This window comes from Alteromonas sp. KC3 (genome assembly GCF_016756315.1).
In the GTDB taxonomy this organism is placed as follows: Bacteria; Pseudomonadota; Gammaproteobacteria; order Enterobacterales; family Alteromonadaceae; genus Alteromonas.
This window is the reverse complement of record NZ_AP024235.1, coordinates 2,455,660-2,474,354: the sequence shown is the minus strand read 5'-3', so window position 1 is coordinate 2,474,354 and position 18,695 is coordinate 2,455,660. Positions and strand designations below refer to the sequence as shown.

Below are 18,695 nucleotides of genomic sequence, written 5' to 3'. Positions count from 1 at the left end.
CACGCTAATAGCGTTAATTTCGACAATCGAAGTAATCCGATTTAAAGACACAAAAAAAGCGGTGATAGCACCGCTTCTTAATTAAACACATACCGCAAAGGCAATCATAGTAAAGAAAATGACTTACTTAACTTCTTTACCTGCTGCTTGTTGGTCTGCATGATAACTTGAACGAACCATGGGGCCACATGCTGCATGGGTAAAACCAATTTCTTTCGCATAGTCACCTAGTGCGTCAAACTCTTTCGGGTGCACATAACGCTTCACAGGATAATGGTGACGGCTTGGCTGAAGGTATTGACCAAGGGTTAACATGTCTACGTCATGTGCCCGTAGGTCACGAAGTACGCCTTCAATTTCTTCATTTTCTTCGCCCATACCCATCATTAGACCTGATTTCGTCATCACATCCGGGTGTTGCGCTTTAAACTTCTTAAGTAAATCTAGCGACCACTGATAATTAGCCCCTGGACGACATTCACGGTACAAACGTGGAATGGTTTCAAGGTTGTGATTGAACACATCAGGAACACCATTTTTGAAAATCTCTAGCGCACGGTCCATACGACCGCGGAAATCAGGCACTAGCACTTCAATGGTGGTCGATGGACTATGTTCACGAATAGCATTAATACAATCAACAAAGTGTTGAGCACCGCCATCGCGTAAGTCATCGCGGTCCACAGAGGTGATAACCACGTAACGAAGATTCATTTCAGCAATCGTTTTAGCGAGTTTTTCAGGCTCTTCTGCACTTGGTGGTAACGGTTTACCATGGGCAACGTCGCAAAACGGGCAGCGGCGAGTACATATGTCACCCAAAATCATGAAGGTTGCAGTGCCGTGATTAAAGCATTCTGCTAGGTTAGGGCAGCTTGCTTCTTCACATACTGAATGCAGATTGTTTTTGCGAAGTGTTTTCTTGATGTGATCAATTTTTTCAGTTGTTCGAGGCAACTTAATTTTGATCCACTCCGGTTTACGCAGCATTTCTTCCTTTTCAGTAGGAATAATGGTGACGGGAATATGTTTTACTTTTTCATCATCACGGAGCTTGACCCCCGCTTGTGGTCGTGCGTTACTCATCAAAACCTTCTTTGTAAGTTGTTTGGGTAATGGACAGCGCTTCTAACAATAAGTCAGTTAGCTCACTACCCGCTATTTCAAGCGACGTGGGGCCGTTTAGACGAGCAGTATCAATCATTTCCATACCTGCATATCCACACGGATTAATTCGCTGAAACGGCGATAAATCCATATTAACATTTAACGCCAAGCCATGAAATGAGCAGCCATTACGTATTCTTAAGCCAAGGGAGCAAACTTTTTTCTCATCCACGTACACGCCAGGTGCGTCGGGCTTCGGGTAAGCTTTTACACCATATTTTGCAAGTAATCCGACCACTGCTTCTTCCATCGCAGTGACTAAATGACGTACACCTAACTTTCTGCGTTTGATGTTTAGCATTAAATAAATAACTTGCTGACCTGGGCCGTGATAAGTTACCTGACCACCGCGATCCACTTGGACTACTGGGATATCACCGGGCATAAGAATATGTTCAGCTTTTCCCGCTTGTCCTTGGGTGAATACAGCGTCGTGTTCCACTAGCCAAATTTCATCTTCAGTGTCAGCGGTTCGCTCATCAGTGAAGCGTTGCATAGCCTTAAAGATAGGCTCATATGATTGTCGGCCTAACTGACGAATAATCACGTTGTGATCACTGCTGATAGTTGACTGCTCGTTCACTTATAGTACAACCCTAACTAGCTCAAGCTTTGCCAGTTCTGTATAAATGGTTTCCATATGCTCTTTGCTGGTAACACGCACGCTAACAGAGATAGAGTGATAGCTACCTTTGCTGCTTGGTTTAACCGTTGGCGAGTAGTCGCCAGGGGCATGTTGTTGTAGACACGTTACCACTTGCTCAGGCAAGTCTTCATGAGCAACGCCCATTACCTTAAACGTTTGGTGTGTCGGAAAATCAAGTAATTCGTCGAAACGGGTATCCATGCGATATCCTCGGTACAGTAAATCTCATATAAAAAAACGGCCAGATTGTAACAAATCTGGCCGCTTCACCACTAGGTTTTTGACGTATTTTATACGTCGCTACTCATCATCAAAGCCTAGCTGAAGCATTATGTAGTCTTTCATGCGGTTGAAGAAGCTGCCTTCTTGCACTTCCTGAAGTGTCACAAGCGGGTAACTCGCTACATCTTCTCCTTCAAGTTGAAGATAAAGTTTACCAACTACTTGGCCCTTCGCCAGTGGTGCCTCGAGCTTTTTGTCTAGCTCAAAGTTAGCTTCTAGGTTAGCCGCTTGACCGCGTGGAATAGTAATGGGGGTAGATTGGTTAATTCCAAGGTCTACTGTTTCTCTGTCACCCATGTAAATACGGTGAGCAACAAAGCTGTGTCCAGCCTCATAAGGAGTCAATGTTTCGTAGAAGCGGAAGCCATATTTTAACAACTTCTTGTTTTCTACTTTTCGTGCGCGTTCGCTGTCTGTACCCATCACTACCGAGATTAAGCGCATGCCGCCTTGTTCTGCTGAAGTAATTAAGCTGTAACCCGCATCAGACGTGTGGCCAGTCTTAATACCGTCAACGTTTAGGCTCTTGTCCCACAACAGACTATTGCGGTTGTACTGCTTAATACCGTTGTAGGTGAATTCTTTTTCGCTGTAAATCTTGTACATTTCAGGCGTCTCTGAAATAAGTGCGCGAGAAAGCGTGGCCATATCACGTGGAGTGGTGTAATGGTCTGGGTCGTGTAAACCATGTGCATTCACCCAATGAGAGCCAGTTAAACCAAGCGAAGCTGAATGCGCGTTCATCATGCTAGCGAACGCAGATTCTGAACCTGCAACGTGTTCGGCCATTGCTACACAAGCGTCATTACCCGATTGCACTACAATGCCGCGTAGAAGGTCGCGTACTGATACTTGAGTACCAACTTCAATAAACATTTTTGAAGAGTCAGGAAACTTCTTAGCCCACGCATTTTCTGAAATGGTAACTTCGTCGTCTAAGCTAATATTACCAGCTTGCAACTCTTTGCCGATAACATAGATGGTCATGATTTTGGTCAAACTTGCTGGCGCAAGCTGCATGTCTTCGTTTTTAGACGCGATAATATGACCGGTTTCAAAGTCGGTAAGAAGAAAGCCTTCTGCCGCAACGGTTGGCGCTGGTGGTGTTACCACTGCAGCGTTAGCCATTTGCATTAATGCGCCAAGCATTAAAAAGGCAAAGGTGAGGAATGACGGTTTAGCGCGTTTAATTGTTTTTAGCATGGTTCTAATTTCTTTGACCGTTGTGTCCGTGTATTTGTGAAGCTTACTCTAACAGGTATTGAACTACCTAAAGAGCGACCCAATTTTAGCTTTTCTGTTCAACACCGTTTTTTTAGTGTTGATACTGTTATTATGATCCTATCGAAAGGCTTAGTAGAAAGCTAGCGATATAAGAATTCTAGCGATTTGCATTCATCGCTCAGCGATAAGACTAGGTTTTATCAAAAAAGTTTAGTGAAGAGTAGGGACAAGGCGAAGAAATACGGATATTGCCTGTTGAATGACACATTGTTGCCACATTTGCGCTGGATAAATCACCAATATATGTCGTGCTAGCTACAAAGTTTGAGTAACCGTGTATGCGTTGGGATAGCCATTTTGTTTTAACTGCTCAAGTACTTCTGCTGCAACTGCTTCTTCAAAGATAGGACCTAATTGCAATTTGTAGATATTGTTCGACATAGGTAGATGGGCTGGAATTTGATAAAGCGCCGACAATACATTCGAAATAGACTTGGCTTTCTGTGCGTCAGAAAGTGCTGCAACTTGGATATAAATTCCATTTGCATCATTTGCCGTTGTTTTGGCTAGTTGTTTATCTCCGCCCAATTCTTCTGCCTCAAGATGCTCACTGTGCGGGGGACTTGCTATTTGCGGGGAAGGTACAACTGCGATACCAAGATACTCATCGTACGAAACCGTAGGTTTATTACCCACTGTCACGTTGTTGTTTTCATCAAAGTGAATAACTTCGAGTTTTACTTTAGCTGTCCCTTTGCTGTGATAACCCAGTTTTACCGCTGCGGCATACGATAAATCAATTATGCGATTGTCGTGGAAAGGCCCTCTATCATTTACTCGCACAATAGCTTGTTTGTTATTTTCAAGGTTTGTCACGCGCACATATGACGGCAATGGTAGGGTCTTATGTGCAGCACTCATCGCGAACATATTGTACGTTTCGCCATTTGACGTTAAGTGCCCATGAAATTTTTGACCGTACCAGCTAGCGTAGCCTTCTTCTTCGTAGCCTTTGCCCGTGCTCATAGGGGTGTAGTGCTTGCCTAATACCTTGTAAGGTCTACTGTTAAACATGCGGTAGGCCTCGTATTTTGGCACTGCATCTAACGTTTCAGGCGTTTTGGCAACATGACGCGGGGCAGAGTCTTGTTTTTGTGTATAGCGGCTTGGTGCAGTGCTACTACAGCTAAACAAACACAAAGTAACCAGCGCGGCTAATAGCGCGTTTAAATACGTCTTTGACAAAGACGCAATGTGTGTAGGCTTCTTAATTAGACCATAGCGCATAGTGTTACCGGGACATCAGCCTTTTCTGTGTAGCAATTGACATAAGAATGCCAAAACCTGCCATCAAAGTCACCATAGAGGTGCCACCATAACTTACAAGAGGTAAAGGTACGCCTACCACGGGTAACAAGCCAGACACCATTCCCATGTTTACAAAGACGTATACAAAAAAGGTTAGGGTAATACTGCCACCTAATAATTTGGCGTAAGCATCCTGTGCGCGGCTAGAAATAATTAAGCCACGTAAAATGATAAAAACGTAGATAGCGAGAAGACCAACAACGCCAGTTAACCCAAATTCTTCACTGAAGACCGAAAAGATAAAATCGGTATGACGTTCAGGTAAAAACTCTAATTGTGACTGGGTTCCCTGAAGCCATCCTTTTCCGTCTACGCCACCCGAGCCGATGGCTATTTTAGATTGAATGATGTGGTAGCCAGATCCAAGCGGGTCGCTTTCTGGATTTAAAAACGTTAACACACGTTGTTTTTGATAATCCTTCATAAGGAAAAACCACATTACCGGCGCAAAAGCGCCCACCATAGCGCCGACAATTGAAATTAATCGCCAACTCATCCCGGCAAGAAAAATGGCAAAAATTCCTGAGCTTGCAATAAGCAAAGACGTACCTAAATCGGGCTGTTTGGCAATAAGAATTGTGGGCACAACAACAAGAGCGAAACCCACTACAATATGTGTTGTGTTGGGCGGCATGGTGTACTTGCTAATGTACCAGGCTACCATCATAGGTACAGCAAGTTTCATTAGTTCAGAAGGTTGAAAGCGCACAAATCCCAAATCTAACCAACGCTGGGCACCTTTACCCATGTCGCCAAAAAGCAGTACTGCTACCAGCATCAGCAAGCCCACTACATAAGCATAAGTGGAAAGGCGTCGATAGAATCCAGGAGGGAGTTGGGCTAGCACTAACATAACAAAAAAGCTCAAGCCCAAGCGGATAAACTGGCGCTGCATTTGCCCCATATCTTGTCCTGACGCAGAGTATAGCGTAAATAGACCAACGCCACTTAGTACCAGTAGGCCAACCAACAGCCATCCGTCAATATGAATTCGCTGAAGAAAGCTTATTTTGTTTGGGTTTAGCGTGGTCCGTTTCATGGTTGGGTCGTATTTACCTGATTTTGTGCTATTTCGGTATCGTTAGTCACCGTCTCGAAGACGCGATCTCTAAAGTAGAAATCCATAATTTGTCTGGCAACAGGGGCGGCATTTTTACTACCGCCACCCACGTTTTCAAGCACTACCGTTACCGATATTTCAGGGTCGTTAAATGGAGCAAAACCTACGTACATAGCATTGTCACGTAAACGCTCGTCAATTTTAGTGGCGTCGTATTTTTCGTTTTGCCCAACAGAGAACAACTGCGCCGTACCTGTCTTACCTGCTGAATCGTAATTTGTATCAGCAAATGCGTGTCGCGCACCACCTTCTTCACCGCTCACCACATCGTGCATAGCGTTTAAAATAACGTCTAAGTTCTCTTCGTTTTTAATTTCAATGGGACGTAACGATTTAAGGGGAATAAGATCTACTGAGCTATCTACATTCATGTAACCTCGAATAATTTGAGGTATATAGCGTTCACCACGGTTAATCAGTGCATTCACTGAATGATTTAACTGAATAGGGGTAGTTGTCCAAAAGCTTTGACCGATTCCTACAGGAATTGTATCTCCGATATACCACGGCTGATTAAAGCGAGCTCGTTTCCATCCGCGACTGGGCATGTTGGCATCAGACTCTTCATACAAATCTATTCCCGTAAAGTCACCAAAACCGAATTCGTACATGGCTTCACTGATTTTGTCGATTCCTAATTTATAAGCCAGTTCGTAATAAAACGTGTCGCACGATACTTCGATAGCCTTAGATACGTTAACTTTACCGTGGCCCCAACTGCGCCAGTCGCGCCATACGTGATTAACATTGGGCAACCGGTAGCGACCCGTATCATTAATGGTATAGTCGGCAGTTATTGTGCCTTCTTCAAGACCAAGTAAGCCCAAATGAGGCTTGACCGTTGACGCGGGCGGATATTGCCCTTGTGTTGCTCTGTTGATAAGTGGTCTGTCAGGAGAATTTAATAGGGCAGAATAATTCTTACTACTTATACCGTGAACAAACAAATTGGGGTCATAACTTGGATTTGAATACAGGGCTAATACGCCACCTGTTTTTACATCGGTGACCACAATGGCGCCCCGAATGCCTTCTATAATACGTTGAGCTTCAAGCTGTAACTCAAGGTCAAGGTTTAAAACAATGTCTTTACCCGGCGTTGGTGGTTCAACGTTGAGAACGCGTATTATTCGCCCCTGATTATTTACTTCTACTTGTTGGTAACCCACTTTACCGTGCAGTATTTCTTCGTGGTATTTCTCAATACCTAGCTTACCAATGTCATGAGTTGCAGCGTAATTGTCTTCAAGGCCTGCTTCTACTAACTTTTGTAGGTCTCGCTTATTAATGCGAGCAACATAACCTAAAGCGTGGGTAAGGGTTTCTTTATAAGGGTAATAGCGAGCAAGACGCGCTTCTATTTGAACGCCTGGGAATTTGTGTTTACTGGCAGAGAAAAGCGCAACGTCTTCTTCGCTTAACTGTGTACGTAGTGCCACAGGCTTAAAACGACGAGTTCCTTTCAAGGTTGATTGGAAGCGTTCAATCTCGTCACTTGTTATACCCATTAACTGCGTGAGTTGCGCTAATGTGGCGTCAATGTCTTCAACCTGTTCTGGGATAATCTCAAGACTAAACACAGGACGATTTTCGGCCAGTAAAATACCGTTTCTGTCGTAAATTAAACCGCGATTGGGCGCAACCGGTAGCACTTTGATGCGGTTGCCATTGCTGCGGGTTTGATAGTCTTCATATTGTGTCACCTGCAATGAATGCAGGTTGTTGAGCACTATACCCAGCATGGCAATTACAATGATAAACGCAATTGTTGCTCTTCGAGCAAACAAGTTCGCTTCAGCAGAGTGGTCGCGAATTGCTTGGCGTTTTCGGTGCATTGACGTTCTTTGCATAGTCCAGTTTACGCGCTATTCGCGATGGTATGGATGATTTTGGGTAACAGACCACGCGCGGTATAAACTCTCGGTGAGAATAATACGCACAAGTGGGTGAGGTAATGTTAAAGCAGAAAGCGACCATTTTTGTTCAGAAGCCGCAATGCATTCTGGGGCTAGGCCTTCTGGACCGCCGATAAGTAAACTAACGTCTCGTCCGTCCATCTTCCAATTGTCTAGCTGTTTGGCAAGAGTAGGGGTATCCCACGCCTTCCCTGTAACTTCTAACGTTACAATTCGGTTCCCTTTTGGAATTGCCGCCAGCATCAGCTCGCCTTCTTTTTCTAAAATACGCTTGATATCAGCGTTTTTGCCGCGTTTCCCTGCTGGTATTTCGGTAAAGCTTACTGGCATGTCGCTTGGAAAGCGTCGAATAAATTCGTCGACTCCCGTATTAACCCAAGCGGGCATCTTAGTACCAACGGCGACAATTTGTATACGCACTGCGCTTTCCTTACTGCTTATTCACTTTTAAACGGCTGAATATCTTGCGATATCCAGCCGTTTAAAGACGTTACAAAAATATTTACTCGTTGGCTATTAAGACCACAACTTTTCTAGTTGGTAGAAGTCGCGTGTTTCATCTTGCATAACATGCAAAATAACATCACCGAAATCAACCAATACCCATTCACCGGTCTCTTTACCTTCCACACTGCTTGGCGCGTGTCCCGCATTCTTTGCTTCAACCATTACATTCTCAGCAATAGATGAAACATGGCGCTTTGAGTTACCAGAGCAAATGATCATAATATCAGTGATGGTAGATTTGCCGCGAACATCTAATTCAATGACGTCGCGTGCTTTCATATCGTCAATTTTGTCTTTAACAAACTGTTTGAGCTGTTGACTCTCCAAGAGTTTTCCTCGCTTACTTAACTTTTATATAACTGGTTCGCATTAATGTAGTCTAGCACCCGACGAGGAACCCATTCATTAATCATGGACATGGCATGCGTCGAGTTGCTGCTTTTTCTTACACACAATGCGTTACGAATATCAGTGGATGAAACGGGATAGAGTGGGGTGTTTATCAGTATTACTGCACCGTGAGACTGCTTGTGAATTACACTCATGTCTTGAGTAACATGTTTGTTCAGCCAATTCCTTATTTCACTACCTGGCGTAAAGTTTTCGCCATCGCGTCGCATTACCACAAGGTGGCAGTAGTTTAACAGTTGGTCCCACTCGAACCATTTGTTGAGATTATACAGGGAATCCGCACCAATGAAAAAACAGATTGTGTGTTCTGATTTTTCTTTAAGCTCGCTAAGTGTTTTGACCGTGTACGATGGAGAAGGCAGTGATAATTCTATGAGCTCTGGTACAAGACGAGATTGTCCCTCACAACAAAGCTCTATCATGCGTACGCGATGGTCTTCTGATACTTCAACAGGCTTATGCGGTGGCACTTTACTTGGCATAAGATGTACGGTTTCAATACCTAATTCACTTGCTGCACTAAGTGCCGCATTAATATGCCCCATATGAGGTGGATTGAACGTGCCGCCTAAAATAGCTTTAATGGGAGTGCAACGGGCTGAACTCGGCACTGCTAGGCCTCCAAATAGGGCACAGCGCGAAGATCAATTCCCATAAACATCATGCACAAATGGCAAAGTTCAATGTAAGGCCGTGCAATCACATTTTGTTTAAAAGCGTGGTCAGCCTTAGTCAGTGCGTGTTGGATTTCTTCTAATTGCTCAAGACTTAGTCGGTTTAATGCGTTTTGATAAAAACCTTGTCTATTGCGCCATATCCCAAACTTTTGCCACTGAATGGGCTCGCGATTGACAAGCGCCGACTTCAACTTCCATAGTTGTTCCCACTCGCGTATTAGAGCCCAAATTACGATGTTGGGTTCTAACCCTTCACTTTCTAGTCGATATAGCATTTTGATACAGCGCGTGCTCTCACCGTTTAGCATAACGTCAACTAACTGGAACACGTTATAGCGGGATTGATCCACCATGGCTTGCTCAATCTGCTCCTCAGAGACTGATTGATTGGGGTACAACAGCGCTAACTTATCAATCTCTTGTTTTGCGGCGAGCATATTGCCCTCGCAAAAATCAGAAATCATTTTAACACCACCAGGTGTGACGCTTAATTGATGAGACTGGAGTTGTTGGTTTATCCACGTATTTAGCTGCTTACCTTCTAGAGGATAGCAGAGCACGGATACACCTAGGTCGTCGAGAACTTTAAACCACTTTCCACGTTGAACATCTTTGCCAATTTTAGGGCCGTGGACCAACAGCAATATGTCGGGGTTGAGTGATGCGGCAACTTCTTGAAGCATTTTGCTACCTTCCGTGCCGGGCTTTCCTGTTGGCAGTTCTAGTTCAATAAACTGTTGGCTAGAGAACAACGACATACTTTGCGTTGCTTCAATTAACTGATTCCAAGAAAATCCAGTTTCTGCAACAAGTACAGTGCGCTCTTCAAATCCATTGGCTTTTGCTGTTGCACGAATTTGCTCAATTACATCAAACTTTTGTTGAGGCTCGTCACCAAAAACCAAGTAGCAGGGACGTAAGCCCTTTTTGATATCTTGAGAAAACTGATTGGGATAGATTTGCATAGCCGTTTTACTGAGCGTCTTGTGCCGCTACAGCTTGGCTTGAAAGTCGTCTTACTATGATATCAGCCGCTTCGTTACGCATTTCATCTAGCATCAATTCGAGCTCCCGCGATTTAGCTAGTACTTGGTCTGGGTCGTCTTGATAATCGCGCACCACTTCAAACTGGGCCATTAGAGGCTCTTTATCTGGGAATTGGACACGGTAGCGCACGATATAGATAAGCTCGTATTCGGCAACTTGTCCAGAAGGGTAGACTGAGAGCAGTTGGCGCTCTAATTGCTCGGGCAACAGATAAATATGGATGTTTTGACCCGAATCTCGAGCGCCTTGTGACACACCTTTTAAGCCGTAAACATTAAGACTGTCATCCAGCGCACGCGCCAGCGGCGCGTGTGCTCTCGCACTTTCAATAGCAACCGTGTTGATGTCGTTAGGCAAGCTTGGGCCACTACGCAAGTGAAAGCCACAGCTTGCAACTAACAGCGGGCCAATCAAAACAATCGCTATTTGAAAGTACTTTTTCATGCCGTTTTACCTAGTTCGCTACAATATTAACAAGCTTGCCAGGTACAACGATTACCTTGCGGATCGTTTTACCATCAATAAATTGTTGTACATTTTGTTGGCCTTTTGCCGCTTCCTCAATGGCTTCTTTTGAGGCATCCGCTGCAATAGTCATTTTTGCACGAACCTTGCCATTCACTTGTACAATGATGAGTTTTTCATCTTCTACTAGCGCAGCTTTGTCAGCCGTTGGCCAAGGTGCCACATCAATGTCTTGTTCATGGCCAAGCACTTTCCACAGCTCATGGGCAATGTGAGGAGTAATTGGGTTAAGAAGCAACAATACTGACTCTACGGCTTCACGCATAATTGCGACGTCTTGCTCGTTTTCTTGTGGCGCTTTTTGAAGATGGTTCAATAACTCCATAATTGCGGCTACTGCAGTATTGAAAGTTTGGCGACGACCAAGGTCATCTGACACTTTTTCAATAGTCTTGTGTACTTCTCGACGTAGTGCTTGCTGGTCTTTTGACAGCGCTTTAACGTCAAGCGCTACAGGCGCACCTTTTTCAACATGTTCAGTAACAAGCTTCCAAATACGACGCAAGAAGCGGTTTGCTCCTTCAACACCTGAGTCAACCCACTCAAGCGTTTGCTCTGGTGGTGCTGCAAACATAGTAAATAGACGCACTGTGTCGGCACCGTATTGGTCGATAACCTCTTGTGGGTCAATACCGTTATTCTTTGACTTTGACATTTTTGTCATACCGCCGTGAATAACTTCTTCACCGTCGGCAGTTAGCCACGCTTTTACAATGCGACCTTTGTCATCTTTTTCAGTACTAACTTCGGTCGGTGAGTACCATGTTTTCTTACCAGAAGCGTCTTCACGATAATACGAATCTGCTAATACCATGCCTTGACACAATAAGCGCTTAAATGGCTCATCTGAGTTCACAAGGCCTTCATCGCGAAGTAGTTTGTGGAAGAAACGCGAATACAACAAGTGCAAGATAGCATGCTCAATACCGCCAATATATTGGTCAACCGGCAACCAATAGTTAGCCGATTTTGGATCAAGCATCGCGTCGTTATTTGTTGCACAGGCATAGCGTGCATAATACCAAGACGACTCCATGAACGTATCGAAGGTATCAGTTTCGCGAAGCGCAGCTTCACCGTTGTACGTGGTCTTTGCCCACTCAGGGTCAGCTTTAATAGGCGAAGTAACGCCGTCCATCTCCACGTCTTCTGGTAACACAACAGGTAGTTGATCTGCCGGAACAGGTACAGATTCACCGTTTTCCAAATTAAGCATTGGAATAGGTGCGCCCCAGTAACGCTGACGGCTTACACCCCAGTCGCGTAAGCGATAGTTCACTTTACGCTTACCACAACCTTTACCTTCAAGCTCGTCGGCGATACCGTTGAATGCCGCATCAAAATCTGCGCCATCAAACTTATCAGAGTTAATTAGGCTACCTTTTTCCGTATAGGCAGAAGACGTTAGATCACACTTGTCTTCGTCACCCGGTATAGGTGCAATAACTTGTTTAATAGGTAAATCGTACTTTGTCGCAAATTCCCAGTCGCGTTGGTCGTGCCCAGGAACAGCCATAACTGCACCAGAGCCATAATCCATTAGTACGAAGTTGGCTACCCAGATAGGTAATGTTTCGCCAGTAAGCGGGTGAACAACTTCAAAACCAGTCGCACAGCCTTTTTTCTCCATTGTTGCTAGTTCAGCTTCTGCAACTTTGGTGTTTTTGCATTCTTCTATAAACGCGGCAAGCTCTGGATTCGACCGAGCAGCAAATTCAGCAAGAGGGTGCTGTGCAGCAACCGCCACATAGGTAACACCATAGAAGGTATCTGGGCGAGTGGTGTATACTGTCAAGTCATTGATATCATTGACCGGTGCTGAAAGGTTAAAAGTAATTTCTACACCTTCAGAACGACCAATCCAATTTGCCTGCATGGCACGCACTTGATCAGGCCACTCTTCAAGCTGTTCTAAGTCTTTCAACAACTCTTCAGCATAATCAGTGATTTTGATAAACCACTGAGGAATTTCTTTCTGTTCAACTAAGGCACCCGAGCGCCAACCACGACCGTCGATAACCTGTTCGTTTGCAAGTACAGTTTGGTCAACAGGATCCCAGTTAACCGTTGAATTTTTCTTGTAAACGAGACCTTTCTCGTACAAACGTGTGAAGAACCATTGCTCCCAGCGGTAGTAGTCAGATTTACAGGTAGTAACCTCACGGTCCCAATCATAACCAAAACCCAAAGAACGAAGCTGGTTCTTCATGTAATCAATATTTGAATACGTCCATTTGGCAGGTGCAGTATTGTTATTAATTGCAGCATTTTCTGCCGGTAGGCCAAAAGCATCCCAACCCATAGGCTGCATCACGTTTTTACCCTGCATGCGCTGGAAGCGGCTAATTACATCGCCGATAGTGTAGTTGCGCACGTGACCCATATGGAGACGGCCACTTGGGTAAGGGAACATCGACAGGCAATAAAATTTCTCTTTGCCTTCTTCATCATTTGCTTTGAAAGATTGATTGTCTTCCCAGTATTGCTGAACGCGTTGTTCTATATCTTTAGGGTTGTACTGATTATCGGCCATGAAACTTAGGCTTCCGCATTAAGAGTTAAAACGTTTTTATATCGATGGTCTTTAAGCACTTTGCAGCATTTTATGCTGAAATGTTGGCGCAATGACCCGATTGAACATATACATAGCCCATTAGAATACCCCAGCGCGAAGCCATGCCTCAATAGCTTAACACTAGGTTAGGACATTTTTATTGTTAGTTGCTGGAAAAGTAACCATGTTTGCGTGTGTCGGCTTAGTTTTTGTCACTAAATGACGTTAAGGCGCTGAGTTGTTGTGCTTGGACTTGGTCTACAACCTTTACCAAACCCTTTGCTTCGTCTAATGATGCGGGTTTGCCGTTAAAATGAATATGCCCTGACGCGGTGTATGTGAGAGTCACTTTTGTTCCTTCACCGTTTTCTTGCTCATCGAACTGCCAAGTCAGCGCGCCGAACATGCCCATTTCCTGAAGTGGGCCCAGTCCCCCGGTCAAAACCACTTTTTTGTTGGGCTCTATGTAGCTTACTTGCATGTGCTGGGCACTCGCGTTGTCTTTCTTTTCACAAAAGCAGCCGCCTGCGCGCTCATCAATGCTAAGTGTACCTTTCCACCAGGTATGATCTTTAGGCCACCACATGTCAATGTGCTGCACAAAATGTGAATACACGGCCTCAATAGGCGCGCTGCTCTCGCTCACATTAGTGATTGAGAAACCTGTTTCAGTAGCAAATTTGACGTCAGCATGGACATTACTACTACAAGCTAGGAATAATGAACCTACCAGTACCGAGCGTAAAACGGCCGATTTTAAGAATGTTGGACTGCAAGGGGCACGGCGCGCGATGAGTTGAGAAGTAAAGTCTGGTGTTGTCATAGTTTGCAATCCTTTTTTTGTTGTTAGTGAGTTATTCGTAAAACGTTGCTTTTCCATACTAGTGTGATTTAACGCTAATCACCATAGCGCTTCGGCCTTTAGTAACAAGTTGTGCTCGATTCTTGCGCAGTTGAGTGCAATAAAGGGGGATATGAAGGATAAGCGTTTGACACAATTGTTAATTAGGGGTTCACTTACTTTAAAGCAACAACGATAGAAAAGCATGTCTGTAGACACTACCTTGTACGCGTTAGACGTTGACGCATTAACGCCTACCATAAATCGCCGAGCCATCAACAGTGCGTTGAAAGACAATGAAGCACTGAATGCCACTTTTATTGGACAGGAGCGCGCGCGCGAGGCGCTAACCTTTGGCTTAGGTATTAATACAAAAGGTTACAACCTTTATGTGATGGGCGAACCCGCCACAGGTCGATTCACGCTAGTAAAAGATTATATTGAGCGTCAAGTGGCTCAATTGCCGGCACCGGACGATTGGTGCTACATCAATAATTTTGATGAAGAACGCGAGCCGATCGTGTTGCGTTTCCCGCCGGGCGGTGGCAAGGCATTTCATAAAGATATGGCAGCATTGATTGATGATGTGTTGGACTCCTTACCCATTGCTTTTGATAATCCGGGTTACCAACGCAGACGCACATCGATTTCTCGAGAGTTTGAACAAAAATACGATGCTGCTATCGATGCTGTAGAGCGTTATGCGCAAGCAAATAATGTGGCGCTGTATGAGGAAGGTGGCTCAATAACGTTTTCGCCCATTATTGACGGTAAACCAATAAGCGATAACGATTTTGCCAGTTTAAGCGACAGTGAACGAGAAGGTTTCTATGCGCTTATAGATGAACTTGAAAACAGGCTTAGCGAAAATTTGTTGAGCTTACCTACGTGGAAACGTGAAAATTCAGAGCGACTGCGTGAATTAGACAAAACAACGGCAGAGCAGGGCATAAAACCGCTTATCAAGGTACTCGAGCACAAGTATTCGTCAGACCTTGGTGTTATGAAGTTCTTAAAGCAACTAAAAACGGCTTTAGTCAATGCCGTGTTAGTTATCCATAGTGAAGAGCAAAAAGAAGAAAAAAGCGACGACTTTGATAAAAAGATCTTCCTAGAAGAACAGTTTCTTCCGAACGTACTTGTATCAAACAAACTTGATGATGCTGCGCCTGTTATCTATGAACCCAACCCTACTTACCAAAACCTGTTTGGCAAAATTGAGTATACCAATATTCACGGTAGCGTTTTCACTAACTATCGCATGATTCAAGCTGGGGCATTGCACCGTGCTAATGGTGGCTATTTGTTGCTTGATGTTGACCAACTTATTGAACAGCCGTATGTGTGGGACGCCTTAAAGCTGGCGATAAAGTCTACGCGCTTACGCATGGATTTGCCTCAACAAGACGTTGGTATGGTAAATAACATTACGCTGAACCCGCAACCTATCGATTTAAACGTGAAGATAGTGCTGCTTGGTTCGCGAGACTTGTATTACACACTGCAAGACTACGATGATGAATTTGATGAGCTTTTTCGGGTACTGGTTGATTTTGATTTAGAAATTCCGGTGACGAGACAGGCGTTATTTGATTTTGTGGGCAAAGTCAGAGCGCATTTGCATACGTTGGGCCTAGAGGGCATAACCGCAAATGCCATGTGCCGTTTAGTAGAATACTCATTAAGAATGGCAGAGCACAAAGAAAAACTGTCTGCGCATTTTGCTGAAGTGATTGAACTGGTGAACGAGGCATTTTACTTTTGCCAAAAGTCAAACGCGCAAATGTTAGAACTTGACCATCTTAAAACCGCGCTAAGCGCGAAGAAGCGTCGTACAGGCAGGGTAAGTCAGACGTTACTTAACGATATTAAAGAAGGTCATGTGCTTATTGCCACTGAAGGGAAAGCAGTGGGTAAAGTAAATGGTCTAACGGTATTAGATATTGGTGACACAGCCTTTGGTACACCTGCACGTATTACATCTACCGTGTTCGCTGGCGCGAGCGGTGTTGTGGATATTGAGCGCGAGGTAGAACTTGGCCAGCCAATTCACTCAAAGGGCGTTATGTTGCTAAACGGATATTTGGGCAATAAGTATGCGCAACACTTTCCACTTACGCTTTCAGCAAACATTGCCCTTGAACAGTCGTACGGACACATCGATGGTGATAGTGCGTCGTTAGGTGAATTGGTCGCACTCATTTCGGCACTTACTGAAATTCCTTGTCTACAAACACTGGCTATCACTGGCTCAATTAACCAATATGGTGAAGTACAAGCTGTTGGAGGCGTAAACGAAAAAATAGAGGGCTTTTTTGACCTTTGTCAGCATCGCGGATTAACCGGTACGCAAGGGGTCATTATTCCCAAATCAAATGCGATCAATTTAGTGCTAGATACAACCGTAGTAGATGCCGTTAAGAAAGGTTTGTTTCATATCTACACCGTCGAAACGGTTGACGATGCGTTAACTATTTTGATGGAACAGGAAGCGGGTAAAATTAGCTCTAAGGGGCGCTACCCTAAAAACTCTATCAATTACCATGCAGTAAATCGCTTATATAACATTGCGTTAATTGTTAATGGTGGCGATGGCGAATAGCTAAGCCGTAAAACTCAAAGTGCGTATTATTGCACAATGTAATGTGTGCAAAAGTAAGAATAATTTTCTGCTTTGATAATTTCTTAATTTTAGCTTTATGACGTAAGTGATTGATTTTTAAGGACGGCATTGGGTTTGCATTAAACATTGTTGAATGGATAACAAATATGCCTTTAAGGAGGTCACAATGTTTAACGCTAAACAAACAATTACGGCAACAATGGTTTCAGTAGCAATGATGGGGTCATCGGCGGTAGCTAATACCACAGTTGACGACCACAAGGTGGCTAAGATGCAAGCATCATCTAAGTCAGTGCAGCCAACTTCTCGAACTTCGCTTCCGGGTAATACATGGATAACGTTGACGGGAGAAGTAACCGCGGTAGATTCTCAATTCTTTACGCTTGACTACGGCGATGGGCAAATTTTTGTTGAGCTAAGAGACACCGATCTGGATACGAAAGCGTATGCCGAAATGGATGGTGAAGATGTGATGGTAACCGCACGTCTGGGCGAAGGCATGTTCTCTAACGAGAGATTAGTAGCGCAGAGCGTGATTGTGGAAGATATGGACACCGTATATTTAGCAGATTCAGTTGACCAAGCATCTGCAGATTTATATTTGAGTACGGCAAGCAACATCGAATTTGATGACGAAGAAATGGTGCTAGTTGGTACAGTGAAATCAATCGGTAAAGAAGCGTTACAAATTGAAGTTGGCGACGCCACGCTGACAGTCGAACTTGACGAGCTAGAGAATGCCCCTGTTGATGAAGGCGGTTATCTTTCGCTTATGAAAGGCGAGCGTGTTCGCATTACCGGTGAATTAGAAGATGACTTCTTTAACCGCTTTACGGTAGAAGCTGACACATTGATGAAGATGAAAAGCTAAAGTCATTCTAGATTAATTATGTAAAACCCGCCAGATGGCGGGTTTTTTATTTTACGATATTATTTAGGCGGCATGCGCAGGCCACCGTCTAAACGAATGGTTTCGCCATTTAAATAACTGTTGTTGGCCATGTGAATAACGAGTTTCGCAAATTCTTCAGGGAAGCCTAAGCGTTTTGGAAATTGAACATTGGCAGACAGTGCATCTTGCACTTTTTCTGGCATCGCTAATAGCATAGGCGTGCCCATTACCCCTGGGGCTATCGTGTTTACTCTAATGCCGAGAGGCGCTAGATCGCGTGCCATGGGAAGCGTAAGACCGATTATTCCACCTTTACTTGCCGCATACGCAGTTTGACCAATTTGCCCTTCGTATCCCGCAACTGATGCCGTATTGATAATAAGACCGCGCTCACCTTCGTCGTTAATGGGCGATTGCTTAGCCATTGTTGCTGCAACTAAACGAGCTACGTTGAAGCTACCAACTAAATTAATATCGATGGTTTTTTGAAAATCGCCAAGTGGGGCAGGGTTGCCTTCACGATCTAATAAACGCTTGGCGGGCGCTATACCGGCACAGTTGACGACCAATGAGATTGTGCCAAATGCCGCTGTTGTAGCGTCGATTGCGTTTTGAACTTGTTGTTCGTCGCGCACATCAACTTTTGTGAAAAGTGTGTGGTCTTTGCCTAGTTCTTCAACGCGCTGTGCGCCTAGCTCTTCATTTAAATCAAAAAGACTCACCTTGGCGCCTGCATCGCGAAGTGCAATTGCAGTGGCATGACCAAGTCCAGAGCATCCGCCTGTTACAATAGCGGTAAGATTGGTTAGCGTCATAGTTAATTCTTACTCCCGTAGTATTCACTTTATTAATGTGATGTTAACGGGAAGTAAGAAGAAACACTACGGTGCCGCAG

The 18,695-nt window shown here is 44.4% G+C and carries 17 protein-coding genes; 2 read left to right on the top strand and 15 right to left on the bottom strand.

All coding sequences use genetic code 11. The features are described from left to right. Positions 1 to 123 precede the first annotated feature (123 nt). From lipA to JN178_RS11035, 14 genes are all read right to left on the bottom strand, one after another. Entirely contained in the window at positions 124 to 1,086 is a 963-nt protein-coding gene (lipA, locus tag JN178_RS11100) for a lipoyl synthase (RefSeq protein ID WP_202261632.1), read from the bottom strand. After that, a complete protein-coding gene (gene lipB, locus JN178_RS11095; RefSeq protein ID WP_202261631.1) occupies positions 1,079 to 1,750 on the bottom strand; it encodes a lipoyl(octanoyl) transferase LipB in 672 nt (223 codons plus the stop codon). The genes lipA and lipB overlap by 8 nt, the downstream gene beginning before the upstream one ends. Then, positions 1,751 to 2,014 (bottom strand): DUF493 family protein YbeD, encoded by a 264-nt coding sequence (gene ybeD, locus JN178_RS11090; protein WP_159625775.1) that lies wholly within the window; start codon positions 2,012 to 2,014, stop codon positions 1,751 to 1,753. A 99-nt stretch (positions 2,015 to 2,113) separates the two neighbouring features. Further along, the gene (locus JN178_RS11085; protein WP_202261630.1) at positions 2,114 to 3,298 is read right to left on the bottom strand and encodes a D-alanyl-D-alanine carboxypeptidase family protein; all 1,185 of its coding nucleotides are present in this window, start codon (positions 3,296 to 3,298) and stop codon (positions 2,114 to 2,116) included. A 336-nt stretch (positions 3,299 to 3,634) separates the two neighbouring features. After that, positions 3,635 to 4,606 carry a septal ring lytic transglycosylase RlpA family protein gene (locus tag JN178_RS11080; RefSeq protein ID WP_202261629.1) on the bottom strand — a complete coding sequence of 324 codons (972 nt, stop codon included), beginning with the start codon at positions 4,604 to 4,606 and terminating at the stop codon, positions 3,635 to 3,637. 4 nt (positions 4,607 to 4,610) lie between these two features. Continuing rightward, positions 4,611 to 5,726 (bottom strand): rod shape-determining protein RodA, encoded by a 1,116-nt coding sequence (gene rodA / locus JN178_RS11075; RefSeq protein WP_202261628.1) that lies wholly within the window; start codon positions 5,724 to 5,726, stop codon positions 4,611 to 4,613. Beyond that, complete coding sequence (gene mrdA, locus JN178_RS11070) at positions 5,723 to 7,642, bottom strand: penicillin-binding protein 2 (protein ID WP_202261627.1); 1,920 nt, start codon at positions 7,640 to 7,642, stop codon at positions 5,723 to 5,725. Before mrdA ends, rodA begins: the two co-directional genes overlap by 4 nt. A 30-nt stretch (positions 7,643 to 7,672) precedes the next feature. Beyond that, positions 7,673 to 8,143, bottom strand: coding sequence for a 23S rRNA (pseudouridine(1915)-N(3))-methyltransferase RlmH (rlmH, locus tag JN178_RS11065; protein ID WP_202261626.1), 471 nt, complete (start codon positions 8,141 to 8,143; stop codon positions 7,673 to 7,675). Between the two features lie 96 nt (positions 8,144 to 8,239). After that, positions 8,240 to 8,557: a ribosome silencing factor gene (rsfS, locus tag JN178_RS11060; RefSeq protein WP_202261625.1), complete on the bottom strand. Its 318-nt coding sequence runs from the start codon at positions 8,555 to 8,557 to the stop codon at positions 8,240 to 8,242. Positions 8,558 to 8,574: 17 nt separating this feature from the next. Next, positions 8,575 to 9,252, bottom strand: a complete 678-nt coding sequence (gene nadD, locus JN178_RS11055) for a nicotinate (nicotinamide) nucleotide adenylyltransferase (RefSeq protein ID WP_232369549.1) — start codon at positions 9,250 to 9,252, stop codon at positions 8,575 to 8,577. Positions 9,253 to 9,254: 2 nt separating this feature from the next. After that, positions 9,255 to 10,283 carry a DNA polymerase III subunit delta gene (gene holA, locus JN178_RS11050; protein ID WP_202261624.1) on the bottom strand — a complete coding sequence of 343 codons (1,029 nt, stop codon included), beginning with the start codon at positions 10,281 to 10,283 and terminating at the stop codon, positions 9,255 to 9,257. Between the two features lie 7 nt (positions 10,284 to 10,290). Continuing rightward, complete coding sequence (locus JN178_RS11045; RefSeq protein WP_159625759.1) at positions 10,291 to 10,809, bottom strand: LPS-assembly lipoprotein LptE; 519 nt, start codon at positions 10,807 to 10,809, stop codon at positions 10,291 to 10,293. A gap of 10 nt (positions 10,810 to 10,819) precedes the next feature. Further along, entirely contained in the window at positions 10,820 to 13,423 is a 2,604-nt protein-coding gene (gene leuS / locus JN178_RS11040; protein ID WP_202261623.1) for a leucine--tRNA ligase, read from the bottom strand. A gap of 223 nt (positions 13,424 to 13,646) precedes the next feature. Further along, positions 13,647 to 14,267, bottom strand: coding sequence for an SRPBCC family protein (locus tag JN178_RS11035; protein WP_202261622.1), 621 nt, complete (start codon positions 14,265 to 14,267; stop codon positions 13,647 to 13,649). A gap of 223 nt (positions 14,268 to 14,490) precedes the next feature. Between JN178_RS11035 and JN178_RS11030 the strand changes: the two genes are divergently transcribed. Beyond that, entirely contained in the window at positions 14,491 to 16,887 is a 2,397-nt protein-coding gene (locus tag JN178_RS11030; protein ID WP_202261621.1) for a Lon protease family protein, read from the top strand. 187 nt (positions 16,888 to 17,074) lie between these two features. Next, the gene (locus JN178_RS11025; protein WP_202261620.1) at positions 17,075 to 17,779 is read left to right on the top strand and encodes a hypothetical protein; all 705 of its coding nucleotides are present in this window, start codon (positions 17,075 to 17,077) and stop codon (positions 17,777 to 17,779) included. Between the two features lie 59 nt (positions 17,780 to 17,838). On the opposite strand, the gene JN178_RS11020 is transcribed toward JN178_RS11025, so the two are convergent. Next, the gene (locus tag JN178_RS11020; RefSeq protein WP_202261619.1) at positions 17,839 to 18,615 is read right to left on the bottom strand and encodes a 3-hydroxyacyl-CoA dehydrogenase; all 777 of its coding nucleotides are present in this window, start codon (positions 18,613 to 18,615) and stop codon (positions 17,839 to 17,841) included. Positions 18,616 to 18,695: the final 80 nt, after the last annotated feature.

Excerpts from the sequence above, each read along its gene's own strand:
- holA (WP_202261624.1), bottom strand. The coding sequence starts at position 10,283 with ATGCAAATCTATCCCAATCAGTTTTCTCAAGATATCAAAAAGGGCTTA.
- JN178_RS11080 (WP_202261629.1), bottom strand. The coding sequence starts at position 4,606 with ATGCGCTATGGTCTAATTAAGAAGCCTACACACATTGCGTCTTTGTCA.
- leuS (WP_202261623.1), bottom strand. The coding sequence starts at position 13,423 with ATGGCCGATAATCAGTACAACCCTAAAGATATAGAACAACGCGTTCAG.
- rodA (WP_202261628.1), bottom strand. The coding sequence starts at position 5,726 with ATGAAACGGACCACGCTAAACCCAAACAAAATAAGCTTTCTTCAGCGA.
- JN178_RS11025 (WP_202261620.1), top strand. The coding sequence starts at position 17,075 with ATGTTTAACGCTAAACAAACAATTACGGCAACAATGGTTTCAGTAGCA.
- JN178_RS11045 (WP_159625759.1), bottom strand. The coding sequence starts at position 10,809 with ATGAAAAAGTACTTTCAAATAGCGATTGTTTTGATTGGCCCGCTGTTA.
- JN178_RS11085 (WP_202261630.1), bottom strand. The coding sequence starts at position 3,298 with ATGCTAAAAACAATTAAACGCGCTAAACCGTCATTCCTCACCTTTGCC.
- lipA (WP_202261632.1), bottom strand. The coding sequence starts at position 1,086 with ATGAGTAACGCACGACCACAAGCGGGGGTCAAGCTCCGTGATGATGAA.
- JN178_RS11035 (WP_202261622.1), bottom strand. The coding sequence starts at position 14,267 with ATGACAACACCAGACTTTACTTCTCAACTCATCGCGCGCCGTGCCCCT.
- ybeD (WP_159625775.1), bottom strand. The coding sequence starts at position 2,014 with ATGGATACCCGTTTCGACGAATTACTTGATTTTCCGACACACCAAACG.
- JN178_RS11020 (WP_202261619.1), bottom strand. The coding sequence starts at position 18,615 with ATGACGCTAACCAATCTTACCGCTATTGTAACAGGCGGATGCTCTGGA.
- JN178_RS11030 (WP_202261621.1), top strand. The coding sequence starts at position 14,491 with ATGTCTGTAGACACTACCTTGTACGCGTTAGACGTTGACGCATTAACG.
- mrdA (WP_202261627.1), bottom strand. The coding sequence starts at position 7,642 with ATGCACCGAAAACGCCAAGCAATTCGCGACCACTCTGCTGAAGCGAAC.